At 61.1% G+C, this 21766-nt stretch carries 19 protein-coding genes; 5 read left to right on the plus strand and 14 right to left on the minus strand.

What is annotated here, in order from left to right; genetic code table 11:
• Positions 1 to 176 precede the first annotated feature (176 nt).
• Positions 177 to 959, plus strand: a complete 783-nt coding sequence (locus ATE40_RS18285; protein ID WP_019453153.1) for an AraC family transcriptional regulator — start codon at positions 177 to 179, stop codon at positions 957 to 959.
• Positions 960 to 963: 4 nt separating this feature from the next.
• Here the strand turns inward: ATE40_RS18285 and cybC are convergent, their stop codons facing one another.
• The gene (cybC, locus tag ATE40_RS18290) at positions 964 to 1350 is read right to left on the minus strand and encodes a cytochrome b562 (RefSeq protein ID WP_063918691.1); all 387 of its coding nucleotides are present in this window, start codon (positions 1348 to 1350) and stop codon (positions 964 to 966) included.
• 138 nt (positions 1351 to 1488) lie between these two features.
• The gene (pmbA, locus tag ATE40_RS18295) at positions 1489 to 2829 is read right to left on the minus strand and encodes a metalloprotease PmbA (protein WP_063918690.1); all 1341 of its coding nucleotides are present in this window, start codon (positions 2827 to 2829) and stop codon (positions 1489 to 1491) included.
• Between the two features lie 179 nt (positions 2830 to 3008).
• On the opposite strand from pmbA, the gene yjgA reads away from it, so the two are divergent.
• Positions 3009 to 3557: a ribosome biogenesis factor YjgA gene (yjgA, locus tag ATE40_RS18300; RefSeq protein ID WP_019453156.1), complete on the plus strand. Its 549-nt coding sequence runs from the start codon at positions 3009 to 3011 to the stop codon at positions 3555 to 3557.
• A gap of 30 nt (positions 3558 to 3587) precedes the next feature.
• On the opposite strand, the gene ATE40_RS18305 is transcribed toward yjgA, so the two are convergent.
• The 5 genes from ATE40_RS18305 to aaeX form a co-directional block, all read right to left on the minus strand.
• Complete coding sequence (locus ATE40_RS18305) at positions 3588 to 3887, minus strand: barstar family protein (RefSeq protein ID WP_019453157.1); 300 nt, start codon at positions 3885 to 3887, stop codon at positions 3588 to 3590.
• Between the two features lie 5 nt (positions 3888 to 3892).
• On the minus strand, positions 3893 to 4366 hold the full coding sequence (locus ATE40_RS18310) for a ribonuclease (protein WP_019453158.1): 474 nt from the start codon (positions 4364 to 4366) through the stop codon (positions 3893 to 3895).
• A gap of 280 nt (positions 4367 to 4646) precedes the next feature.
• Positions 4647 to 6614 (minus strand): p-hydroxybenzoic acid efflux pump subunit AaeB, encoded by a 1968-nt coding sequence (aaeB, locus tag ATE40_RS18315; protein ID WP_019453159.1) that lies wholly within the window; start codon positions 6612 to 6614, stop codon positions 4647 to 4649.
• Complete coding sequence (gene aaeA / locus ATE40_RS18320; protein ID WP_025160123.1) at positions 6614 to 7549, minus strand: p-hydroxybenzoic acid efflux pump subunit AaeA; 936 nt, start codon at positions 7547 to 7549, stop codon at positions 6614 to 6616. The genes aaeB and aaeA overlap by 1 nt, the downstream gene beginning before the upstream one ends.
• Positions 7550 to 7556: 7 nt before the next feature.
• Positions 7557 to 7760, minus strand: coding sequence for a p-hydroxybenzoic acid efflux pump operon protein AaeX (gene aaeX, locus ATE40_RS18325; protein ID WP_004936952.1), 204 nt, complete (start codon positions 7758 to 7760; stop codon positions 7557 to 7559).
• Positions 7761 to 8074: 314 nt separating this feature from the next.
• Here aaeX and aaeR point away from each other — a divergent pair, with 314 nt between their 5' ends.
• Positions 8075 to 8986, plus strand: a complete 912-nt coding sequence (aaeR, locus tag ATE40_RS18330) for an HTH-type transcriptional activator AaeR (protein WP_025160124.1) — start codon at positions 8075 to 8077, stop codon at positions 8984 to 8986.
• Here the strand turns inward: aaeR and ATE40_RS18335 are convergent.
• Positions 8977 to 9321 (minus strand): hypothetical protein, encoded by a 345-nt coding sequence (locus ATE40_RS18335; protein ID WP_063918689.1) that lies wholly within the window; start codon positions 9319 to 9321, stop codon positions 8977 to 8979. The two genes, aaeR and ATE40_RS18335, sit on opposite strands and share 10 nt — an antisense overlap.
• A complete protein-coding gene (locus ATE40_RS18340) occupies positions 9318 to 9593 on the minus strand; it encodes a zinc ribbon domain-containing protein (protein ID WP_019453163.1) in 276 nt (91 codons plus the stop codon). Before ATE40_RS18340 ends, ATE40_RS18335 begins: the two co-directional genes overlap by 4 nt.
• A 207-nt stretch (positions 9594 to 9800) precedes the next feature.
• On the opposite strand from ATE40_RS18340, the gene uriH reads away from it, so the two are divergent.
• The gene (gene uriH, locus ATE40_RS18345; RefSeq protein ID WP_019453164.1) at positions 9801 to 10742 is read left to right on the plus strand and encodes a uridine-preferring nucleoside hydrolase UriH; all 942 of its coding nucleotides are present in this window, start codon (positions 9801 to 9803) and stop codon (positions 10740 to 10742) included.
• Between the two features lie 691 nt (positions 10743 to 11433).
• Positions 11434 to 13125, plus strand: coding sequence for a PglL family O-oligosaccharyltransferase (locus ATE40_RS18350; RefSeq protein ID WP_063918688.1), 1692 nt, complete (start codon positions 11434 to 11436; stop codon positions 13123 to 13125).
• A 15-nt stretch (positions 13126 to 13140) separates the two neighbouring features.
• Here the strand turns inward: ATE40_RS18350 and ATE40_RS18355 are convergent, their stop codons facing one another.
• From ATE40_RS18355 to rng, 5 genes are all read right to left on the minus strand, one after another.
• On the minus strand, positions 13141 to 13905 hold the full coding sequence (locus ATE40_RS18355; RefSeq protein ID WP_063918687.1) for a CDP-diacylglycerol diphosphatase: 765 nt from the start codon (positions 13903 to 13905) through the stop codon (positions 13141 to 13143).
• A 163-nt stretch (positions 13906 to 14068) separates the two neighbouring features.
• On the minus strand, positions 14069 to 15514 hold the full coding sequence (tldD, locus tag ATE40_RS18360; protein ID WP_063918686.1) for a metalloprotease TldD: 1446 nt from the start codon (positions 15512 to 15514) through the stop codon (positions 14069 to 14071).
• A gap of 7 nt (positions 15515 to 15521) precedes the next feature.
• The gene (gene nit1 / locus ATE40_RS18365; RefSeq protein ID WP_025160126.1) at positions 15522 to 16382 is read right to left on the minus strand and encodes a deaminated glutathione amidase; all 861 of its coding nucleotides are present in this window, start codon (positions 16380 to 16382) and stop codon (positions 15522 to 15524) included.
• Entirely contained in the window at positions 16379 to 20182 is a 3804-nt protein-coding gene (yhdP, locus tag ATE40_RS18370) for an AsmA2 domain-containing protein YhdP (protein WP_063918685.1), read from the minus strand. The genes nit1 and yhdP overlap by 4 nt, the downstream gene beginning before the upstream one ends.
• Before the next feature lie 88 nt (positions 20183 to 20270).
• On the minus strand, positions 20271 to 21740 hold the full coding sequence (rng, locus tag ATE40_RS18375; protein ID WP_019453170.1) for a ribonuclease G: 1470 nt from the start codon (positions 21738 to 21740) through the stop codon (positions 20271 to 20273).
• Positions 21741 to 21766 lie beyond the last annotated feature (26 nt).

A 21766-nucleotide genomic window follows, 5' to 3' on the forward strand; every position in this document is an offset into this window, starting at 1 on the left:
ACGCTCGTCCCACCCCGGTGTGAAAACTTGCACGGGCTTCCTGGCCGATAAAATAACGGCGCCCCGGACAAGCATTATTTTTCTGCCCCGATAGTAGAACCCGGGGAGCTGGCTTGCTTTATATGAAGGGCCAACTATCATTGCGTTTCGGCCAATCTGCTCGCCAAAGGGGATACATGCGCAATGTTCGCATTGATGACTTCGACCATGTAGCGCGCGCGGTGATCGCCATCGGTACCGACTATCCGCCGGGGCATCTGCTGCCGATGCACAGCCACCGGCGCGCGCAGTTGCTGTACGGCGCCACCGGCGTGATGCACGTTTTCACGCAGCAAGGCAATTGGGTGGTCCCGCCACAGCACGCGGTGTGGCTGCCGCCGCAGATGCCGCACGCGGTGAGGATGGTCGGCGTCACCACTCGCAGCCTGTACCTCGAACCCGGCGCCTTGTCCGCCGCACAGCCTCAGGTATGCCAGGTGGTCAGCGTCACCCCGCTGATGCGCCAGCTGTTGATGGCGGCGGTGGATATGCCGCTGGAGTATGAGCAAGCGGGACGCGACGGGGCGCTGGCGACCCTGCTGCTGCACGAGCTGGCCCGGCTGCAGCCCTTGCCGCTGCATATCCCGCTGCCCGCCGATCCGCGGCTCGGCGAGCTGTGCCACGCCTTTTTGCAGCATCCCGACGCCCACGACTCCGCGCAGCAGTGGGCCCCGCGTCTGTACATGAGCATTCGCACCTTCAGCCGCTTCTTTCGCGCGCAGACCGGTATGCCGTTTTCGCAATGGCGCCAGCGCGCCTGCGTGGTGCTGGCGCTGGCGCTGCTGGCGGAAGGGTGCAGCGTGACGCAGGTGGCGATGGAGATGGGGTATGACAGCAGCGCGGCGTTTTCAACCATGTTTCGCCGCGTGCTGGGGCAGGCGCCCTCTGCCTATCTGACGGAGGATGGGCGCGAGGGTTGACGGATTAGCGGAATTTCTTGTGGTTGGCGTCGCGGGTCTGCTTGAAGCCCTGCGCCACTTGCTTCGCTTCGGCGACTTTGCCTTGACTGGCCAGCGCCAATGCCTGATCGATCTGGCCGATCAGGGTATCCAATCCGCGATGAAAATCTTGCATTTCCGGGCTGTCGGCGGCTTTGTCCTCCAGCTTCGGCGGGGTGCCTAGTTTGGCATCCTGCGCCGCCGCGCGCATGTTCTGCAGGCTTTGTTTGAGGGTGGCGGCGGAGTCGGTATTCAGCACCGTTTTGTAGTTTTCCGCCAGGGTGTCCATATCGTCGCCGAGATCGGCGGCGACCGCCAGCGAACTGGCCGCCAGCAGCGCCAACGCCGCCAGCGCTTTCAGGGTATTCTGCATGTTTGCTCACCTTCCAGTTATTGTTTTAATTAACCCACCGTTACCATAGGCAAGGCCGGGCGAAATCGAAACCGGAGATTTGTAAGCAAGGTTGAGACAGGATAATGCGCAGCCGGCGGGCGCCGGCTGCGCTGGGGATCACTGGCCGGCGATCTTCATTTCCGGCAACAGCACCGAACCGCACTGGATATTGCTGCGGGTTTCGATATCGCTGCCAACGCTGACGATGTTGCGCAGCATGTCTTTCAGGTTGCCGGCGATGGTGATCTCGCTGACCGGATATTGGATTTCGCCGTTTTCCACCCAGAAACCGGCGGCGCCGCGCGAGTAATCGCCGGTGACGCCGCTGACGCCCTGCCCCATCAACTCGGTGACTACCAGGCCGGTGCCAAGCTGTTTCAGCATGCCGGCAAAGTCGGCGCCCTGCCCGGCAATGCGCCAGTTATGGATGCCGCCGGCATGGCCGGTGCTGTGCAGGCCCAGCTTGCGCGCCGAATAGCTGGTCATCAGCCAGGTCTGCAGCACGCCGTCCTTGACGATATCACGCCGTTGGGTGCGCACGCCTTCGCTGTCGAACGGCGTCGACGCCAGCCCTTTCAACAGATGCGGATGCTCCTCGACGGTCAGCCACGCCGGCAGGATCTGCTTGCCGAGCGAGTCCAGCAGGAAGGTGGATTTGCGATAAACGCTGCTGCCGCTGATGGCGCCCACCAGATGGCCGAACAGCCCAGTGGCCACCTCGGAAGCGAACAGCACCGGCGCCTTCATGGTCGACAGTTTGCGCGGCGCGAGACGCGCCAGCGTGCGGCGGGCGCACTCCTGACCCACCCACTCAGGGCTTTGCAGATCGCCCATCGCCCGGCCGATGGTGTAAGCGTAATCCCGCTCCATGTCGCCGTCCTGCTCCGCGATGACGCAGCTGGACAGCGAGTGACGGCTGGAACAGTAGCTTTGCAGCATGCCGTGGCTGTTGCCGAACACCTTGATGCCGTAGTGGCTGTTGAAGCTGCCGCCTTCGGTGTTGGTGATGCGCTTGTCCGCCGCCAGCGAAGCCTGCTCGGCGCGCGCCGCCAGCTCGATGCCGCGATCGGCGTCCAGTTCGATCGGGTGGAACAGATCGAGATCCGGCGCCTCAAACGCCAGCAACTCTTTCTCCGCCGGGCCGGCGCAAGGATCTTCCGAGGTGTAGCGCGCGATGTCCAACGCCGCCTGCACGGTGCGGGCGATGGCGTCCGGGCTGAGATCGGTGGATGAGGCGCTGCCTTTGCGTTGGCGGTGATACACGGTAATGCCCAGCGCGCCATCGCTGTTGAACTCGACGTTTTCCACTTCGCCGAAGCGAGTGCTGACGCTGATGCCGGTCGATTTGGTGACCGCGACTTCCGCCGCGTCGGAACCGGCGCGGGCCAGCTCCAGCGCCTGAGAAACGGCCTGTTCCAGCGCCTTGCGCTGTTCTGCAACTTGAGTGACTACTTTCATCAATCTGCCATAATTAATCAGAAAATCGTTGAGAAAAGTGCCGGAGCGGCGTAGTTGTGCACGCGAGGCGGCGCGCAAAAATCCTGAGATCTCTGCCGTTGAGTCTAACAGGAACCGCGTTGAATTTCGCATAAAGCCGGCAACCTGTTAGGATTAGCCTCTTTTTAACGGAGCCTACCATGAACAAACAGCCTGAAGACTGGCTCGACGATGTCCCGGAGAATGAAAACGAGGACGATGACGAGATTATCTGGGTCAGTAAAAGTGAAATTAAACGTGATGCCGAAGCGCTGAAAGACCTGGGGGCCGAAATGGTCGATCTGGGCAAAAACGCGCTGGACCGCATTCCGTTGGACGAAGATTTGCGCGCCGCCATCGAGCTGGCGCAAAAGATCAAGAAAGAAGGCCGTCGCCGTCAGCTGCAGCTGATCGGCAAGATGCTGCGCGCCCGCGATATCGAGCCGATCCAGACCGCTCTCGACAAGCTGAAAAACCGCCACAACCAGCAGGTTTCGCTGTTCCATAAGCTGGAAGCGCTGCGCGACCGCCTGGTGGAAGAAGGCGATGACGCTATCCCGTCGATCCTGGATCTGTACCCGGCCGCCGATCGCCAACAGCTGCGTTCACTGGTGCGCAACGCGCAGAAAGAGAAGGCCGCCAACAAGCCGCCTAAGGCTTACCGCCAGATCTTCCAATACCTGCGCGAACTGGCCGAAGCGGCCGACTAAGCGCCGCCGCCATCCCGGGATGAACCCGTTTCATCCCCGGTGATGCGCCGGTTCGCCGCTGCTTTCGCGGATATTGAAACGCAGGCTGCCTTCCAGCTCTTCTTCCGCCTCTTCAAACAGCAGAATGATCGCGCCGAAACGACGCTTGCTGCGGGCATTCAGGTGGGTGAACTCGATTTCCACCGGCAAACCGATATCGCCGGTCACCACGTCCCACAGCGCGTCGAGGTTGGCGCCAAACTCCTCGTTCAGCGCAAACTTGTGCGCGAAATCGCGGTAGAAGGCCGGCACATCCTGGATCTGCTCAAAATCAAACTCTACTTTTGCCATCAAACTCACTCCACACGAATGAAGTTTTTGTAATGGTCGCGCGTGACGAAGATCAGACCGTCGCTCGAATACAGCAGGCGATCGGCGCCGCGCCGGCCACACTGGTAATTGATGTCCGCTTCGCGCCAAACCCGGCCGCCGGCGGTCGGCAACTGCCCCTCACGGTTAGAGAATCGATCGCCGCCAATCGCCTTGCCCGGCAATACCGAACAGAGGTTGCCTGAACGCGGATCCCAACCCTGCTCGCGCGCCTGCTTCTTGGTGACGTAATAGTCCGGCAGGCGCTGATGCTGCTGCAGGTAACTCACCACCGTTTGCTGCTGCGTGAGTCGATCGATGCTCTGCGGCTGCCCCGCCGATGCCGGTGCCTGCGTTACCGCCGGGTTGCCGCCGATCGCTCGGTGCTCGTTGCCGCGCAAGGCGCTGAAAACGGCGATAACGACGGCGATGACGATCGCCAACAGAATCCGCTTGTTCATGACATTCCCTGAAATTATGCCGCGGGAGGCGCCGCAGCTCCCCCAGGCTAGTTAGGTATATAGCCGTTCTGGATGAAACTAAGATGACCGCCGCGTAACGTTTTCGCGGCGGCGAAGGTTTCATCCATTCATGACAATGATGCCACTTTCCAGCCGTTCTGGCACTCGGAGTCTCTCTGAAAACGGGCCGTCTCACATGAGACGACCCGCCGTGCCAGGCATTGCTTTCAGTATAGTCAGGGAAGGCGCCGCATCGCGCGGCGCAACAGGTGGGAACGCATCAATCGATCAATGCGTGACGATAGCGATGCAGCATGTCGGCCAGGCGTTTCACCGGCCCGGTGACGCTGAGCGGTGCCTGATTGTCTACCAGCTTTTGCTGGTACTCGTTCATTTCACCCAGCAAGCGATCGTAGTAATAAGCGCGCTTGACGTCGTTCTTGGCGGAGACCACCCGATCGGCGGTGCTGCGGATCTGGCGGTGGAAGGCCGACAGCTCTTCGCTGATCGGGATTTCCGCCCGCTGCATGCGCTGATGGGCGATGATCAGGTTCAGCGCCAGACGATACTTGGCGATATCGTTCGGGAACATCATCAGCAGCTGGTTAAGCTGCTGATACAGCGCCGGCAAGTGGTTCTGCCGGCGGCGCGCCGCCTTGGTGGTCAGCGCCGACACCGCGCTGCTGACGAATTGGTTGAGCAACGTGCGGCCGGTGCGTTCGCGCGAATTGTCGCGGATCAGCAGCAGCACCATCAGCCCGACGCAGCTGCCGAGGAACTGGCCGAGCGCCCCGTCGAGAAACTGGGTCACGTTAAACTCCATTGGGTTGCTGAGCACTAGAATGTTGATGGTCCCCGCTAACAGCCCCAGCGAACCGAGCCGCCGCTTTTGCACCTCGATGCCGATGAAAAACGCCAGCAGACCGAGGCTGAGACACAACAGCAGAATGCTCTGCTGCGTCGCCGGCAGGATCACCATGAAGAACAGGGAACCGACCGGGATCGCCGCCAGCATCCCCAGCACGAAATCCATCGCCACCATGCGTGGCGCCGGGGTACGCATCGCCAGCGAAGTGATCACCGCGATGATCACCATAAAACCGCTGCCGGATGTCCAACCGGTCCATAGCCACAGCAGGCTGCCGAAGGCCGTCGCCACGAAGGTGCGCAGGCCGTTGATCATCGCGTGGTGCCCTTCCGCCGAGGTCGGTTTGACCACGGTTTCCTTGCTCAACACGTCCTCTTCAACCGCGCTGATGCTGCCGTTGGTATGCACGCCCTTCGACAGCAGCAGGTAGCGCGTCGCCGCGCCGACCCAGCCGGTGATGGTCGGCAGCGTTTCATCGGAGCGATGGGTGGTCAGCACCTGGCGCAGCAGCTTCATGCGTTTGTGGATCTCCGGCGGGTTTTCCGCCGGCACCATCAGCTGCTCCCGCAGGCTCGCTTGCAACGCGTCCGGGTGATTCAGCAGGATCAGATAGGTTTCGCAGGCCTGAGTGATCAGCGTCAGCGACAGGGTATGCAACGCTTTTACCCGGCGATTGACCTTCTGCCAGCGCGAGGACTCCATCATCAGGTTGTTGCGCATGCCGTCCAGCGCCGTGGTGCTCTTCACCAGGTTGCTCCAGGCGCGGTCGATGTCCTCTTTATCGGCGTTGCTGATGCACATCTGCAGCAGGCGGTATTGATCCACCAGCAGTTGATCGACCGCCCGATCGATGTCCTGCTTGATCGAGCGCGGCGAAAACAGCAGATCCGCCAGCACGGCGCTGACGATCCCCAGCACGATCTCGCTGCAACGCTCAATAGCGAACTGCGGCGCTTCCAACAGATGGGCTTCGCTGGTGGCGACGGTGACGATGATGATCAGCGCGGTATAACCGGCCAACCCCCAGGCGTAAGAGTTTTCCACCTTGATCAGCGAAGAAATCCAGGTGCAGAACCCGGCCCAGATGCAGCACAGCAGCAGCATTACCACCGGCGCGCGGGCGGTGGTGATGATAATGATCAGGCCGACGAAGCAGCCGATAAAGGTGCCGATGATGCGCAGCCAACCGCGATGACGGATGGCGCCGGAGAAGGGTTCACCGCCGGCGGCAAAGGCCGGGCCGGCGGCGACGATGGCGGCGGTCATCGCCGACCACCGCGGGGTTTCCAGATTGAGGTGGAAGCCGACGAACAGCGCAAACACAATCGCGAAGCTGAGTTTGAAGGCAAATCTCAGCCGGATGAAGGTTGGGCTGTTCATCAGCCGAACTCACGCAGCCGGTGCATCAGGCGCACAAAAGGCGAGCCGCTGTCGGCATTGCGGTCGTTCTTGCCGACGATCACCACGGTCGCGGTAGTGCCGGCCGGGTACGGATGCTGCTGATCCTTGGCGTCCAGCAGGATCTTCACCGGCACGCGCTGCGCCAGGCGCACCCACTCCAGGTTGCTGTCGATCGACGCCAACCCTTTGCTGTTGACCGTGCTGCTGCTGTTGTTTACCGCCGCCGCCACGCTGTCGACGGTGCCGTGCATGATGCGGTTGCTGCCCAGCGGGGTGATCTCCGCGCGGTCGCCCTTATTCAGGCCGCTCAGCTTGGTTTCTTCCAGGTAAGCCAGGATGTAGAAGGAGTCTTTCTTCACTAACGCCACCGCCACCGAGCCGCGAGTGATGTATTCGCCGGCGTGTACGTTGAGGTTGGTGATCCAGCCATCGGCCGGGGCGCGCACCGTGGTGCGTTCCAGATCCAGCTGCGCCAGCTCGCGCGCCGCTACGGCCTTCGCCAGCTGGTGCTGCACGGTCTGCAGCGAGTTGTTCGACTGGTCGATCTCTTCCTGCGACATCGCCTGCACGCCCAGCTTCACGCGGCGGCCGGCCTCACGCCGTTTTTCCGCCGCCAGCGTCTGGTAGTAGGCGACGTCGGCGCCGGCTTCCGCCAGGGCCTGCTCATAGCGCGGCCGATCGACCACGAACAGCACCTGCCCTTTTTTCACCAGCTGGTTGTCCACCACCGGCACGTCGGTCAGCAGGCCGCTGACGTCCGGGGCGATCGCCACCACGTCGGCGGTGAACTTGGCGTCGCGCGTCCACGGCGACTCGGTGTAAAACACCCAGGCCTTGAACACCGCAACGATCCCCAGCAGCACAAGAATCAAAGTGATCGCGATCCGGGTTATTTTTATCGAAAAATTTTTCACAGCGACCTCAAACAAAAAGACATGAAATCAAATAAAACAGGCAGCAATACAGCGCGGTGTTAAACAGCGCCGGATGCCAGACAAAATCGTAAATCCCCGTCGGCTGCAGCAGGCGGCGCAGGAGAAAAAACAGCGCCAGCGACACCAACAGCTCGAAAAACACCGGCGGAAACGACAGTCCGAAGATGACCATAACCGGAAGCAAACTCATCACTTTTTCCTTATTGTTCACTGCGCCGGGGGACGACGGGCCTTGCCATTCACATTCTCTTTACATTTTAGCGTGCGCGCGCCACAAATCTTGACCGGACAGCTTGTCCAGGTCACGAACCCGAAAAAAGGTTAAACTTTGGGGCTGACATCCACGACAGGGATTGCGAGGGTGCCGGAGGAGCGGCAGGATTGCAGGGCCGCTCGCTCTCGCACGTTGGTAAGGTCTATTCACCCGACCACGTTATATTAGCCTGCTTACTATCAAGGCATCAACAATCTGTGATCTAAATCACTTTTAAGCCAGAGTGAATAATGGAAAGATTAAAACGGATGTCGGTATTCGCCAAAGTGGTTGAGTTCGGGTCGTTTACCGCGGCCGCGCGCCAGCTCGACATGAGCGTTTCATCGATCAGCCAAACCGTCTCGAAACTGGAAAATGAGCTGCAGGTCAAGCTGCTGAACCGCAGCACGCGCAGCATCGGCCTGACCGAAGCCGGCAAAATCTACTATCAGGGCTGCCGGCGCATGCTGCAGGAAGTCAGTGAAGTACATGAGCAGCTGTATGCGTTTAACAATACGCCCGCCGGCACGCTGCGCATCGGCAGCTCCTCCACCATGGCGCAAAACGTGCTGGCGAACATGACCGCCGAAATGATGAAAGAGTACCCGGGCCTGACGGTCAACCTGGTGACCGGCATACCGGCGCCGGATCTGATCGCCGACGGGCTGGATCTGGTGATCCGCACCGGGGCGCTGCAGGATTCCAGCCTGTTCTCTCGCCGCCTGGGGCAGATGCCGATGGTGGTGTGCGCCGCCAAAAGCTACCTGAGCCAGCACGGCACGCCGCAGAAGCCGAGCGACATGGTTAACTTCTCCTGGCTGGAATACAGCGTGCGGCCCGACAGCGAATTTGAATTGATGTCGCCGGAAGGCATCACCACGCGCATTTCGCCGCAGGGGCGTTTCGTGACCAACGACTCCTCCACCATGATCCGCTGGTTGAAAAACGGCGCCGGCATCGCCTACGCCCCGCTGATGTGGGTGATCGAAGAGATCAAACGCGGCGAGATCGAGATCCTGTTCAAAAGCTACCATTCGGATCCGCGGCCGATCTACGCGCTCTATACCGAAAAGGACAAACTGCCGCTGAAGGTGCAGGTGTGCATCAACTATTTAACCGACTATTTCGAGCGCGTAGCGGCGGTCTATCAGGGCTATCGCTGAGCGGCGCTCAAATAGCGGCGCGCCAGCGCGCCCAGCAGCATCAGCGCCAACATGCCGAGGCCCCACAGCAGCCAAACGGCGTAACCCGCCCAGGTCAGCAACAGAGGAAAATAGCTCGCCAGCCCGCTGCCCAGCTGTTTCAGCCACGGCAGCCAGGCGTCCAGCATCGTCTGCGGCACCAGGCTCAGCGCGCCGTTTACCGGCAGGGATGCGTCGCCGGCCGCCTCCGCCAACGCCGGGAGCCAGGCCAGCATACCGGCAACGCCCCAGGCCAGCAGCGTCCACAGCACCATCGCGCCGAGCAACAGCGCGAGTGTCCAACCGCCCCGGTTCACGGTACGCCGCCGCCGCACTGCGGGCAAAAGCGGCTGCCCGGCGGCAGCGGCGCGGCGCACTGCCCGCAGGTGGCGCTCACCGCGGCAAACGGCTGGCCGCAACGGTGACAGTAACGCGCGCCCGATTTATTCACCGCCTGGCATTCCGGACACTGCGGCCCCTGATCGCCATGCTGGCTATAGCGGTTGCCATGATGCCCGCCGCGGTGACCCGCGCGCTGATGACCGCCGTTAACACCACCTTGCCCCAACAACCTTTTCAGTAAGCTCATCACGCCTCTCCTCTGTGCATTAACGCTGAACCTCACTGTAAACCCTGGAGTAAACTCCAGGGTAAAGCCCGGCGAGCAGGATTTACGTTTCATTACATCGAATGATCGGCAAGGCTTTGATGTAGTTAACAAAATTCGCATCGGCATTCCCCCACCTCGCCGCACTGCGTTATGCTGCGGGAACCTCTCCCTGCATCAGGAATAACCATGAAAAAAATCATACTGGACTGTGACCCGGGGCATGACGACGCTATCGCCCTGCTGCTGGCCTGGGGCAATCCGCAGATCGACCTGCTGGCGGTCACCACCGTGGTGGGCAACCAAACGCTGGACAAAGTGACGCGCAACGCCCTGGCGGTGGCGCGCATCGCCAATATCACCGGCGTGCCTTTCGCCGCCGGCTGCCCGCGCCCGCTGGTGCGCAATATCGAAGTGGCGCCTGACATTCACGGCGACTCCGGCCTCGATGGCCCGGTATTGCCGGAGCCCCACCTGCAGTTGGATACGCGCCATGCGGTAGATCTGATCATCGATACGGTGATGGCTCATCCGCCCGGCAGCGTGACGCTGGTGCCGACCGGCGGCCTGACCAATATCGCCATGGCGGTGCGCAAAGAGCCGCGCATCGCCGAACGGGTCAAGGAAGTGGTGTTGATGGGCGGCGGCTATCATGTGGGCAACTGGAGCGCGGTGGCGGAATTCAATATCAAAATCGACCCCGAAGCGGCGCACATCGTGTTTAACGAAAAATGGCCGCTGACCATGGTCGGGCTGGATCTCACCCACCAGGCGCTGGCCACGCCAGCAATCTGCGAACGCATCGCCGCCCTCGGCACCCGGCCGGCCACGTTCGTCGGCGAACTGCTGGCATTCTTTGGCCGTATGTACCAACAGGCGCAGGGCTTTAGCGCCCCGCCGGTACACGACCCCTGCGCAGTCGCCTACGTGATCGATCCCAGCGTGATGACGGTGCGCAAGGCACCGGTGGATATCGAACTGACCGGCACCCTGACGCTAGGCATGACGGTGGCGGACTTCCGCGCGCCGCCGCCGCCGGATTGCCACACCCAGGTGGCGGTCAAACTGGATCAGGATAAATTCTGGGATCTGGTGGTGGATGCGCTGGAGCGGATCGGTGAGGTGGAGTAAGCGAATGAGAGACGAGATTAACGCGCTTTTACGGGCGCGTTAGTCTGCATCATATCGCGTCAAGCGTGAGGCTCAGGCCATGGCCTCTTTTATTTTCAAGACAGCAGAATATTCCTAACAATAGAGCATTGAATAAAAACCATGAAAAACACTCAAAGACGAGAAAAATCTTAATAAAAATAAAATCACAGCACTCAAATCAAATATGAAAAAAAGCGACAGATGAAGACACAATAAATTGCGGTCGCCACACCGGCATTGGCAACATAAACTTAACAGAGGATTGACGCCTTTATTCTCCATCTTGCCTGTCGATACAATCCGTCGTCGTACTCACCCACTGCGCCAGCTCACACCAAAAATGAGTCCAATTTATTGATTTTAATCAAAAAATAAAATTATTTAATGAAAAATTGACTGAATCGCAATAGATTTGAGAAAATGACACCTCTATTTTTACACACCTAAAATGCCTTTTAAAGGTGAACCAATACGGCTTAACCTTTCTTTATACAAGCAGCACCCCGTATTCTCAGTGTGAAAATAAATTATCATTTCCACATGAAGCACTTTCAATTTTCATAATGTTTTTAGGAATTGAAGCATCAGCGAATTTAAACACCGTAATAAAAGACAGGGAATAATAAAAACATGCATTCAATAACCGATATCGAGACATGGCGGGTTAACCATGACCGATAAATCCCCCGTTAACATACCGACTGCCGCCGTGCTGCCCCTGCTGCTGATCTGGATGGCGGTGATTTTGCCGGTTTATCACCCCAACATGGGCGGCGGTGGCCTGGCGTTGCCGCAAAATATTCTGGCCTGGAGCGCCATGGCGCTCACTACGCTGATAGTGACCTTCACCGTTTGCCTTGGCCGTACCCGTCTTTCGCTTACCCCTACCGCCCGGCTGTTGCTGCTCGGCATCGCCGTGCTGGCGCTGCCGCTGCTGTATACCCGCTCCGAGTGGCGCGAAGATGCCCTGTGGCGCTGCGCCGGTTTGTTCGGCGGTTGGCTGTTCTATGTCGCCTGCCTGCAGCTGCGCCCAACTCCCCGGCAGCGCAGCCTGCTGCTGTACGGCCTGCTGTTCGCCGTCGGCGTTCAGGCGCTGCTGGCGGCTCTGCAGCTGTTCGCTCCCGTGCTGGCCTGGGTAGCCCCTAACGGCGGCCGGGTCTACGGCGTCTTTCAGCAACCGAACGTGCTGGGCAGCTTTATCGCCACCGGGCTGGCTTTGGCGCTGTGGATGCTGTTTTTACCAGCTCTTTCGTCCGCGCGCAGCGAGCGCAAACGGCAGGCGCTGCTGTTCACGCTGTTGACCGCTTTCGTCACCGTACTAGTGTTGGTTCAGTCCCGCGCCGGCTGGCTGGGAGGCGCCGTAGCGGCCTCGCTGCTGATGTGGCGGCTCGGCCGTCGGCGACCACGGGCCGCCCGCCTTGCCTGCTGCGCCCTGACGCTGGGACTGACGCTGGGTGTGACGATACAGCTCACCGGTTTCGGTCTGGGCGAACAAACAGGCTTTCTCGATCGCTCTCCCTCCAACGGCACGCGCCTGACCATGCTGCATGACGTCGGCGCCATGATCCTGGCCAAACCATTGCTGGGCTGGGGCTACGGCGGCTTTGAATACAGCTTCGCGCATTTCCGTCTGCAGGAAATGCCCTGGCGAGAAGTGTTGGAGGTCGCCGGGCATCCACACAATGAAATCCTGCTGTGGTGGGTTGAGGGCGGCCTGCCGGCGCTGGCGGGTATCGTTATCCTCCTCGCCGCCGGCGCGCTGCTGCTGAAACGCGCCTGGCAACGGGATCGCGAGCAGCCGGCCGGCGCGCGCGTCGGGCTGTTTCTGGTGCTGCTGCCAATGCTGGTGCACACTCAGCTGGAATACCCTTTCTATCTGTCTGCGCCGCACTGGCTGGCGTTTCTATTGCTGCTGGCGTTGCTGGACGGCCAAACCGGCGAACCCCGCCCGCTGCCGTTCGCCAAAGCCCTGAGCCTGACGGTGGCGATGGCGGCGATCGGCGTGCTGGTGATGGCGGTCTTCGCCTGGCAAGGGCGCATGGCGCTCACCCAGTCGGAACGCACCATGCTGACCACCATCGACAGCATCGAGCAGATGCCGCCGCCGGCCGCCTGGATCTACCGGGAGCGCAAAACCTTCGACGAGCAATCTCATTCGCTGCTGGTCTATAACCAGACGCGTGATGACGCCCTGTTGACCGGCTATCGACAGTGGGCCAATGCCTATCTGCTGCGCCGTATCGACGCCAACGTCTACGCCACGCTGATCATGATCTTGCGTTACCAGGGCGCTCAGGCGGAAGCCGATGCTCGCCAGCGGGAAGCCGCCTTCCTGTTTTCGCGGGATGCGCGGTTCAGATAGGGAAGAACGCCGCGATCAACGTGGCAAAATCGCGCACTCTTTATCCAGCAACGATTCTACCGACGCGCGATTGCCAACGTCCCAGCCACGTTTCGAGGCCAGCAAGATAAACCCTTGCCGGCCGGCAAATGTGGTCGGGACGATGGCCACGCCATATTCCGCCAGCTGCGACGGCGACAAATGGAAATATTGCGCGACGTCCTTAATCGGGTAAATGCCCATCGCGGTCGGCTGCATCACGCGGCGGGCATAGTAGGTGTGGCGCAACAGCTTATCCGGCAAAGGCCGCCATTGTTCCTGTATGTAGGGGCGCTCCGCCTGCAATTGACGCCGCACATCTTCGCGCAGGCAGGTCAGGTGAATATGCAATTGGTTCTGACTGCGGCCGTATGCGGAGTTGATCGCCATGCCCAACATATCATCCGGCACCGGCCCGCCATACTCGGCGGCCAACCGGTAACGCATCAGCCACGCATAGCCAAAATAATCCGTCCGTTCCCCAGCCAGCAGCTGCGGGCTTTCAATGCCGGAGAGCGGCGCCGTCGGCACCAGGATAAAGTGATAAGGGGAACGCGGGTTTTGCAGCACGCTAAAGCCCTGCGCTTTACCCTGCGGCATATAAATCTGCTCGCACGGGGCCGGATTGCGTTTTTGCTGATAGTTGGCCATGCAGAGCTTATCGACCACGCCCCACAGCGCATCTGAACGGGCGCAGCCCGTCAGGGACAGAACGCCCAGCACCAGCAGCCAACGCCGGGCGGATAATGCCAAACGCCTCATCCTCGAAGTGTTCTGTTTTTTCGCCACGTCAATTTCATTCCATCAATGGGCGCAGGCACGCCTGCTGGGATGCGGCGTCCTGCCGCGCTTAACGTTATGAATGCGAGCAAGCCGCAACAGGGGGAATGATTAAGGGGCCACTGCATGGCCCCTTGAGGAAAGATTACGCCGTGCCGCCGACGGTGAGCGTATCCAGTTTCAGCGTCGGCTGGCCGACGCCCACCGGCACGCTCTGGCCTTCCTTGCCGCACACGCCCACGCCTTTATCGAGCGCCAGATCGTTGCCGACCATCGAGATCTGCTGCATCGCCTCAATGCCGGAGCCGATCAGCGTCGCCCCCTTCACCGGCTTAGTGATGCGGCCTTTCTCGATCAGATAGGCTTCGGTGGTGGAAAACACGAACTTGCCGGAGGTGATATCCACCTGGCCACCACCGAAGTTCGGCGCGTACAGACCGTATTCGACGCTGGCGATGATCTCTTCCGGCGTCGATTGGCCCGCCAGCATGTAGGTGTTGGTCATGCGCGGCATCGGCAGATGCGCGTAGGACTCACGGCGGCCGTTGCCGGTTGGGGCGACGCCCATCAGCCGCGCGTTGAGCTTGTCCTGCATGTAGCCTTTCAGCACGCCGTTTTCGATCAGCACGTTGTATTTGCCCGGCACGCCTTCGTCGTCGATCGCCAGCGAACCGCGGCGCCCTTGCAGGGTGCCGTCATCCACCACGGTGCACAGTTCGGAAGCCACCAGCTCGCCCATATGGCCGCTGAACACCGAAGTGCCGCGCCGGTTGAAGTCGCCTTCCAGGCCGTGGCCTACCGCCTCGTGCAGCAGCACGCCCGGCCAGCCGGCCCCCAACACCACCGGCATATTGCCGGCCGGTGCCGCTACCGCGCCGAGATTGACCAACGCCATGCGCACCGCTTCTTTGGCATAGGCATCGGCGCGCACGTCGCCGTCGGCGATTTCCAGGAAGTAGTCGTAACCGAAACGGCCGCCGCCGCCGCTGGAGCCGCGCTCACGCTTGCCGTCCTGCTCCACCAGCACGCTGACGGAGAGACGCACCAGCGGGCGAACGTCCGCCGCCAGCGTGCCGTCAGTGGCGGCCACCAACACCTGCTCATAAACGCCGGTAATGCTGGCGTTCACTTCCTGCACCCGCGCATCGGCGGCGCGCGCCACTTTGTCGACACGGTGCAGCAGGGCGATTTTCTCTTCACGCGGCAGGCTTTGCAGCGGATCGAGCAGCGGATACAGCGCCCGATAGCCGATCTCGCCCAGGGTATGCGCCCGCCCGTCGCCCTGCTCGCGCACGATGCTGCGCGCCGCCTGGGCGCTCTGCTGCAGCGCATGCAGGGTGATCTGATCGGCATAAGCGAAGCCGGTCTTCTCGCCGCTGACGGCGCGCACGCCGACGCCCTGGTCGATGTTGTAAGAGCCATCCTTGATGATGCCGTCCTCAATCACCCAGGCTTCGTGATAGCTGGACTGGAAATAGAGATCGGCGTAGTCGATACGGCGTTCTGCCAGTTGACCCAGTACCTTGTACAGGTCTTGATGACTCAGCTTGTTGGTAGCGAGTAACTGCTCACTGACAAACGTCAGGCTCATAATGGTTTCACTCTTGATTGGAGGATAGCTTGTCAGACGGCGCCGTCAGCGACGTCTGGAATCGATTATGCTGCAATACCGGCATCTGTTGCCGCAGCGTTTGCAGGCTTGCGGTGTCCACACGCACCTTCAGCGCCGCCACGGCGTCCGCGTTCTCGGCCAGCACCTTACCCCAGCCGTCGACAGCCAGCGAGTGGCCCCAGGTGCGGCGGGTCGGCCCATGGCGCCCCACCTGCGCCGGCGCCAGGATCATGCACTGGTTCTCGATTGCCCGGGCGCGCAGCAGGATCTCCCAATGCGCCTCGCCGGTCACCCGGGTAAAGGCCGCCGGCACCGATATCAGTTCGGCGCCCTGCGCCCGCAGCGCCTGGAACAGCGCGGGGAAACGCAGATCGTAGCATATGGTCATGCCCAAACGCCCGACCGGCGTATCCACCACCGTCAGATGCTGCCCGTGCTGGTAGGTATCCGACTCGCGGTAGTGGCCGTGCGCATCGTTGATATCCACATCGAACATGTGCAGCTTGTCGTAGCGGGCGCGGATCTCGCCCTGATCGTCGAACAACAGGCTGCTGGTAGTGATAAGCTGCGGATCCTCCCGGCTGATCAAGGGCATCGAGCCTACCAATAACCATACGCCATAGCGGCGCGCCAGTTCGCGCACCGCGTTCTGCAGCGGTCCGTCGCCCTGTTTTTCCGCCTGTTGGCGATAGGCCGCGGAGTTGGCGAACAGCAGCGCGTTCTCCGGCGTCATGACCAGTTTTACCCCGGTATTGAGCTGCTTGATCTGCTGTTCAATCTGGGCCAGGTTATCGCGCACCTGATCGCCACTGCACAACTGCAACAACGCAACGTTAGCATTCCTCATGACGCCTTATCCTCCTTTGCCTTACGAAGTACCTCATTGATCTTCGGCTGGTCGAGATCGCCGCCGATATGGTAGCGAATCAGCGAAATCTTGCTCCACAGCGGCCCCAACACCTGCGAGGCGGCAAATACCGCCGCGCCGACGATCGGGTTGACGACAAACGCGGTCGCCACGCCGACGGTCGCCGAAATCGCCGGTGCCACCACCGCCTCCATATCGATGCGGCGGCGCGCCAGATCGATCTGACCGCTCATGGCGATATCCGCCGCCAGGCCGTCGATCAATAGATTATCCGTATGCATTATGCCATCTTTCAGCCAGGCGGTGCTGCGGATGGAATCAAAGTAGAAGCCTTTGCCAAAGGTATCGCTGAAATCGAACTGCAGCTTGCGCAGCAGGGCGTCAAAGCTGACCAATCGCAACAGCTGACCGGCGCGGCCGCCGCCCATGCTGTCGATCTCGCCCTTGCCCATCTTGACCTGCAGCGCGCCGCTCAGCGTATCGACCCGTGGCTGCCACGGCGTGCCATGCCAGTACAGATCGAAATCCACGTCGTAAGGCGCCCCCTTGAGCGGAATGGTGATGCCGAAGAAGGCGGCGGTTTCGTCGATCTTGCCGCCGAGCAGCTTGCCTTTCAGCGAGCTGCGCTCTTCCTGCGCATTTTGTTTCCACAGGCCGGTGGCGGTCATGCGCCCTTTGCCGGTATCGACCAGGCCGTGATCCAGCGTCAGGGTATCGCCCCGATTGGTCAGATCCGCCTCGACCCTACCGAGGTTCTGTCCCAGCACCCAGCACGACTTGCAGCGCAGCATCAGCGAAGGCCAATCGCGGAAGGAAACTTTCTCGGTCGACGGCGGCGGCGTGCCCGCCGCGTTTTTCGTTTCGGCGAACTGCGGGTTGTAATACAGGTAATTGATATCGGCGCGCCACGGCCCGCGATCGGCCACCCGCAGGCTACCGTCCACTTCGTCGCTCTTGGCGCTCACGAGGGTAGCGCCAAGCTGTTTCTCGGCCGACAGCGTCAGCTTATGCCAGGCCTGGCCCCCCAACAGCAGCTGCGGCGTGGTCAGCGCTACGGTGGTGGGGAAACTGAAACCGCCTACCTGACCGCTGCCGCCACCCTGTTTCAGCGCCGGCGCCAGCAGCGCCAGCCACTGCTCGCCGTCCAACGCCGGCAGGTTCAGCGTCATCGATTTGCCGGCTGGCAGCGGCGGCGTGCCGCCACCGTTGGTTTGCCAGGCGGCGCGCGCCAGATTCACCTGTTTCTTGTCGAAGCTCCATTCGCTGTTGAAGCGGTTCTGTTTGCCTGCGCTGCCCGTCAGCATGAAGCCGTTCAGACCGCCTTTAACCTTGACGTTCACCGGCAGCGCCTCACCCGGCGCCTTGTCCAGCGGCGAAGGTAAGTGACTGCTCACTTTCTTCAAATCCGCGTCAATGCCGATATCATAGCTGGCCGAGCCCTGATGCGGCAGCGTGATGGCCACCTGGCTCTGCCAGGACGCGCTGCCGCTGAGCGCATCAGCGGCCTCTTTTGGCAGGCCGGGGAACTTGCCCGGCTGCCAGTCGCCCTTCAGGCCGACGTTGACCTTGTAGTCGCGATCGCCTTCCTGCGTGGTGAAGTTCACCGCCACCGGCTGCCCGAACCAGTTGGCCGACAGGGTGTCGCTCTCCAGATTGCCGTTATCGAAGCGGAATTTGCCGCTAAGCTTCTGCAGCTCGCTTTCCAGCGGCTTGATCAGCAACGAATTGTTGTTCAACGCCACTTCGCCGGTGGCTTTGACCTGCTCGCCGTCCAAGGGGATATCGAGATGTAAGCGCCCACTGACATCACCGCCGATCTGCAGCTGATCCAGCGCCGCCCCCAGCGAATCGTGCAACGGCGTCTGCATGAAGTAGTCATGCACATCGCTGCCCGCCCCCGCCACTTCGGCGTCGATCAGCAGCCGCTCTTTCAGATAATCCGGGATCACCGCGCTGATATTTTTGCCCGCCACCTTACCCAGCCGGGTTTGCGGCGCATGCATCCACAACCCCTCGTTGGCAAAATCGAGATCGATCGCCAAATCGGTCAGCGCCGGCCAGCCCGGTTGGAACTGGAAGGTGGCGTGGCGCAGCGGCACGAAGACCTCGAATTGCCCTTCGTTTTTACGGTACGGGAAGTGCTGCGGATCGCCGGAATAAATCAGCGTGGCGTTATCCACCTGGCCCCCCTGAATGGCGCCGCTCAGGTAATCCACCAGATGCTTGCCCATCAGCGGTTCCGGGAAATAGCGCCAGGCGTCGGCGCCGTCATACAGGCGGATACCCGCCAGGATGTTCAGCCACGGATCGCCCTTGGCCGGCTGCTGGTAGCGAAAATCGCCGTTGACCCACAGCGACTTCGCCTTGACGTCCAGCCCCTGGCTCGCCAGCTCCCAACCCTGCTGGTTATAGCGCCAGGTCAGCGCGCCGCGGGCGCTGCTGACTTCAAGCGGCGCACGGAACATATCGCCGTAAGGCAGGGTGCTGTCGGTAAGCCCCAGCGTCAGACGGCCGTTCTCCACCCCGCCGCTCAACGCGCCGGAGAAGTGGTTGACGCCCGGCAGCAGCTCCCAACGTTGCCAGCTGACATCGCGCCACAGCGCCTGGAACCGGCTCTTTTCCGGCTGCTTGAGCGGGATGTCCAGCGCCAAGGCTTCCAGCTTCCCCTGCGGCTGCAGATCGTTCCAGCGATCGAGCACATCCGGGCTGAGAAACGAGAAGGTCGGCAGCAGCGCCGACAGGCGCTCCAGCTGAATATTGGTCGCGCGCACCCGCAGCTCTTCATTCTGCGCCGGCCCCATGAACTCGGTGTTTTCCGGCAGCCACAGCGCGGAAAGCCTGCCCTGCGGCCAGGCCTGGCCGTCGGTGCTCAAACGCAGCTGCGGCACGTCGAGCTGCCAACCGGTGCCCTGGCGGCGCAGCGACAGCGCCAGATTGTCCACGTCCAGCCGGTGCTGAGCAGCGCCGGTATCCCAGTTGGCCGCCCCCTGCTTGAGCAACGCATGGCCGCCGGCGATCTCGCCGTTCTGCACTTGCAGCCAGGCCGCCAGACTGAAATCGGCGCTTTCCAGCCCGGTGTTGGCACGCAGCCAGCGGGTAAACCAGGGTTTCATGTCGATGTTGTCGGCCTGCAGGTAGACCGTACCGGTATCCAGCAGGCCTTGATTGTCACGCAGGTCCATGCGCAGCTGCACCACGCCATGTTGGCCATTCAACGTCGACAGGCTGATCTGCCCCTCGGCGCGGTGGCGATCGCGGCCGTTGAGCCAGGTCAACTGAGGAATGTCGAATTCGGCGCGCGCGCCGGCGGGCGTCAGGAATGAAATACGGCTGTCGCGCAGATCGAAATGGTCGAGCTGGCGCAGCATCAGATCGCTGATTTTGCCCGGCTCAAGGCCTTCGCCCTGCTGGTCGCCGCCCAGCGTGGCGTTCAGATCGAGCCGGAATTGGTAGAAGGTCAGATCGCGGAACTGCCAACGCCAGTGCAGCAGCGACTGCCACACGTCCAACGCCAGCGTTACGCGTTCGATATGCACATCGCTTTTGGGCAGCGTGGCGCTCAGGTTGCGCATTTCAAGCTGCGGGCCGAAGGTTTCCCAACTGCCCTGCACGAAATCCATTCGTACAGGCACGCCGGACAGCTTCTCCACCTGCGCCAACAGTTGGGGACGATAGTCGTTCAGCTTCGGCAGCATCAGGCGCAGCCCGCTGATCAGCAGCGCCACAATCACAATTAGGGTGGCGCCTGTTGCTAACAGAATCCCAGGCAGTCGCCTCACGCAGTTCTCCTTGCTCCGCTGCCTGGCAACGGGAATATCTATGCACTGACAGGCCCGGCGTGCCGGGCCCTTTCCGATGTCGGGCGGGCTACATCATGACGACGTCGAACTGCTCCTGGCTGTACAACGGTTCGATCTGCACCTTCACCTGTTTGCCGACGAAGATCTCCACTTCGGCCAGCGCATGCGACTCTTCGCTCTTCAGCGCTTCGCCGACCGCCGCGGAGGCGTACACCAGGAAGCGATCGGAATCGTAAGCGTGATGCACACGCACAATCTCGCGCAGGATCTCGTAGCACACGGTTTCCACCGTTTTCACGGTGCCGCGCCCATTACAAGTAGGACAATCGTGACAGAGCACATGTTCAATGCTTTCACGCGTTCGTTTACGCGTCATTTCAACTAAGCCTAGCTGAGAGAAGCCGTTGATCGTGGTTTTTACCCGATCTTTACTCAACGCCTGCTCCAGCGAGTGCAGCACCCGGCGGCGATGCTCTTCGTTGTTCATATCGATAAAGTCGATGATGATGATGCCGCCCAGATTGCGCAGCCGCAGCTGGCGGGCGATGGCCTGCGTTGCCTCGATGTTGGTATTGAAGATGGTTTCATCGAGGTTGCGATGGCCGACGAAGGCGCCGGTGTTGATGTCGACCGTGGTCATCGCCTCGGTTTGATCGATGATCAAATAGCCGCCGGACTTCAGCTCCACCTTGCGCTCCAGCGCGCGCTGGATCTCGTTTTCCACATCGTACAGATCGAAAATCGGCTGGCTGCCGGTGTACAGCTCCAGCTTGCGGGTGATGTCCGGGATGTACTCGCCGGTAAATTCCACCAGCAGATCGTGCGTCAACCGCGAATCGACGCGGATGCGATCCAGCGCCGCGCCGGCGAAGTCGCGCAAAATGCGCTGCGCCAGCGCCAGCTCGCCGTACAGTTTGTACTTGGTCTGGTTGCGCTTCTTGCGCTCCATCACCTTGGTCCACAGGCGCTTGAGGAACGCGGCGTCCTGCGCCAGCTCTTCCTCGCCGATGCCTTCCGCCGCGGTGCGGATGATAAAACCGCCCAGCTCGTCGCAGTGCGGCGCAACGATGGATTTCAAGCGTTCGCGCTCGGCTTCGCTTTCAATGCGCTGCGAAACGCCGACGTGCGCCGCGCCCGGCATGAAGACCAGATAGCGCGAAGGCAGCGTGATGTCGGTGGTCAGGCGCGCCCCCTTGGTGCCGAGCGGATCTTTCACCACCTGCACCATCAGGTCTTGCCCCTGGCGCACCAGCTCGGCGATATCGCGCACGTGGAAGTTTTTCCGCTCGTCACCGGCGACGCATTCGGTATGCGGCATGATGTCGGAGGCGTGCAGGAAGGCGGCCTTATCGAGGCCGATGTCGACGAACGCCGCCTGCATCCCCGGCAAGACGCGGCTGACGCGCCCTTTATAGATATTGCCGACGATGCCGCGTTTGGATTCGCGTTCGATATGGATCTCTTGCAGAATGCCGCCGTCGATATAGGCGACCCGCGTTTCAGACGGTGTGATATTAACCAGTAGCTCAGCTGTCATGCCTTCTCCTCAGAGCCGGTCGATAA

Source organism: Serratia surfactantfaciens (genome assembly GCF_001642805.2).
Classification (GTDB): Bacteria; Pseudomonadota; Gammaproteobacteria; order Enterobacterales; family Enterobacteriaceae; genus Serratia; species Serratia surfactantfaciens.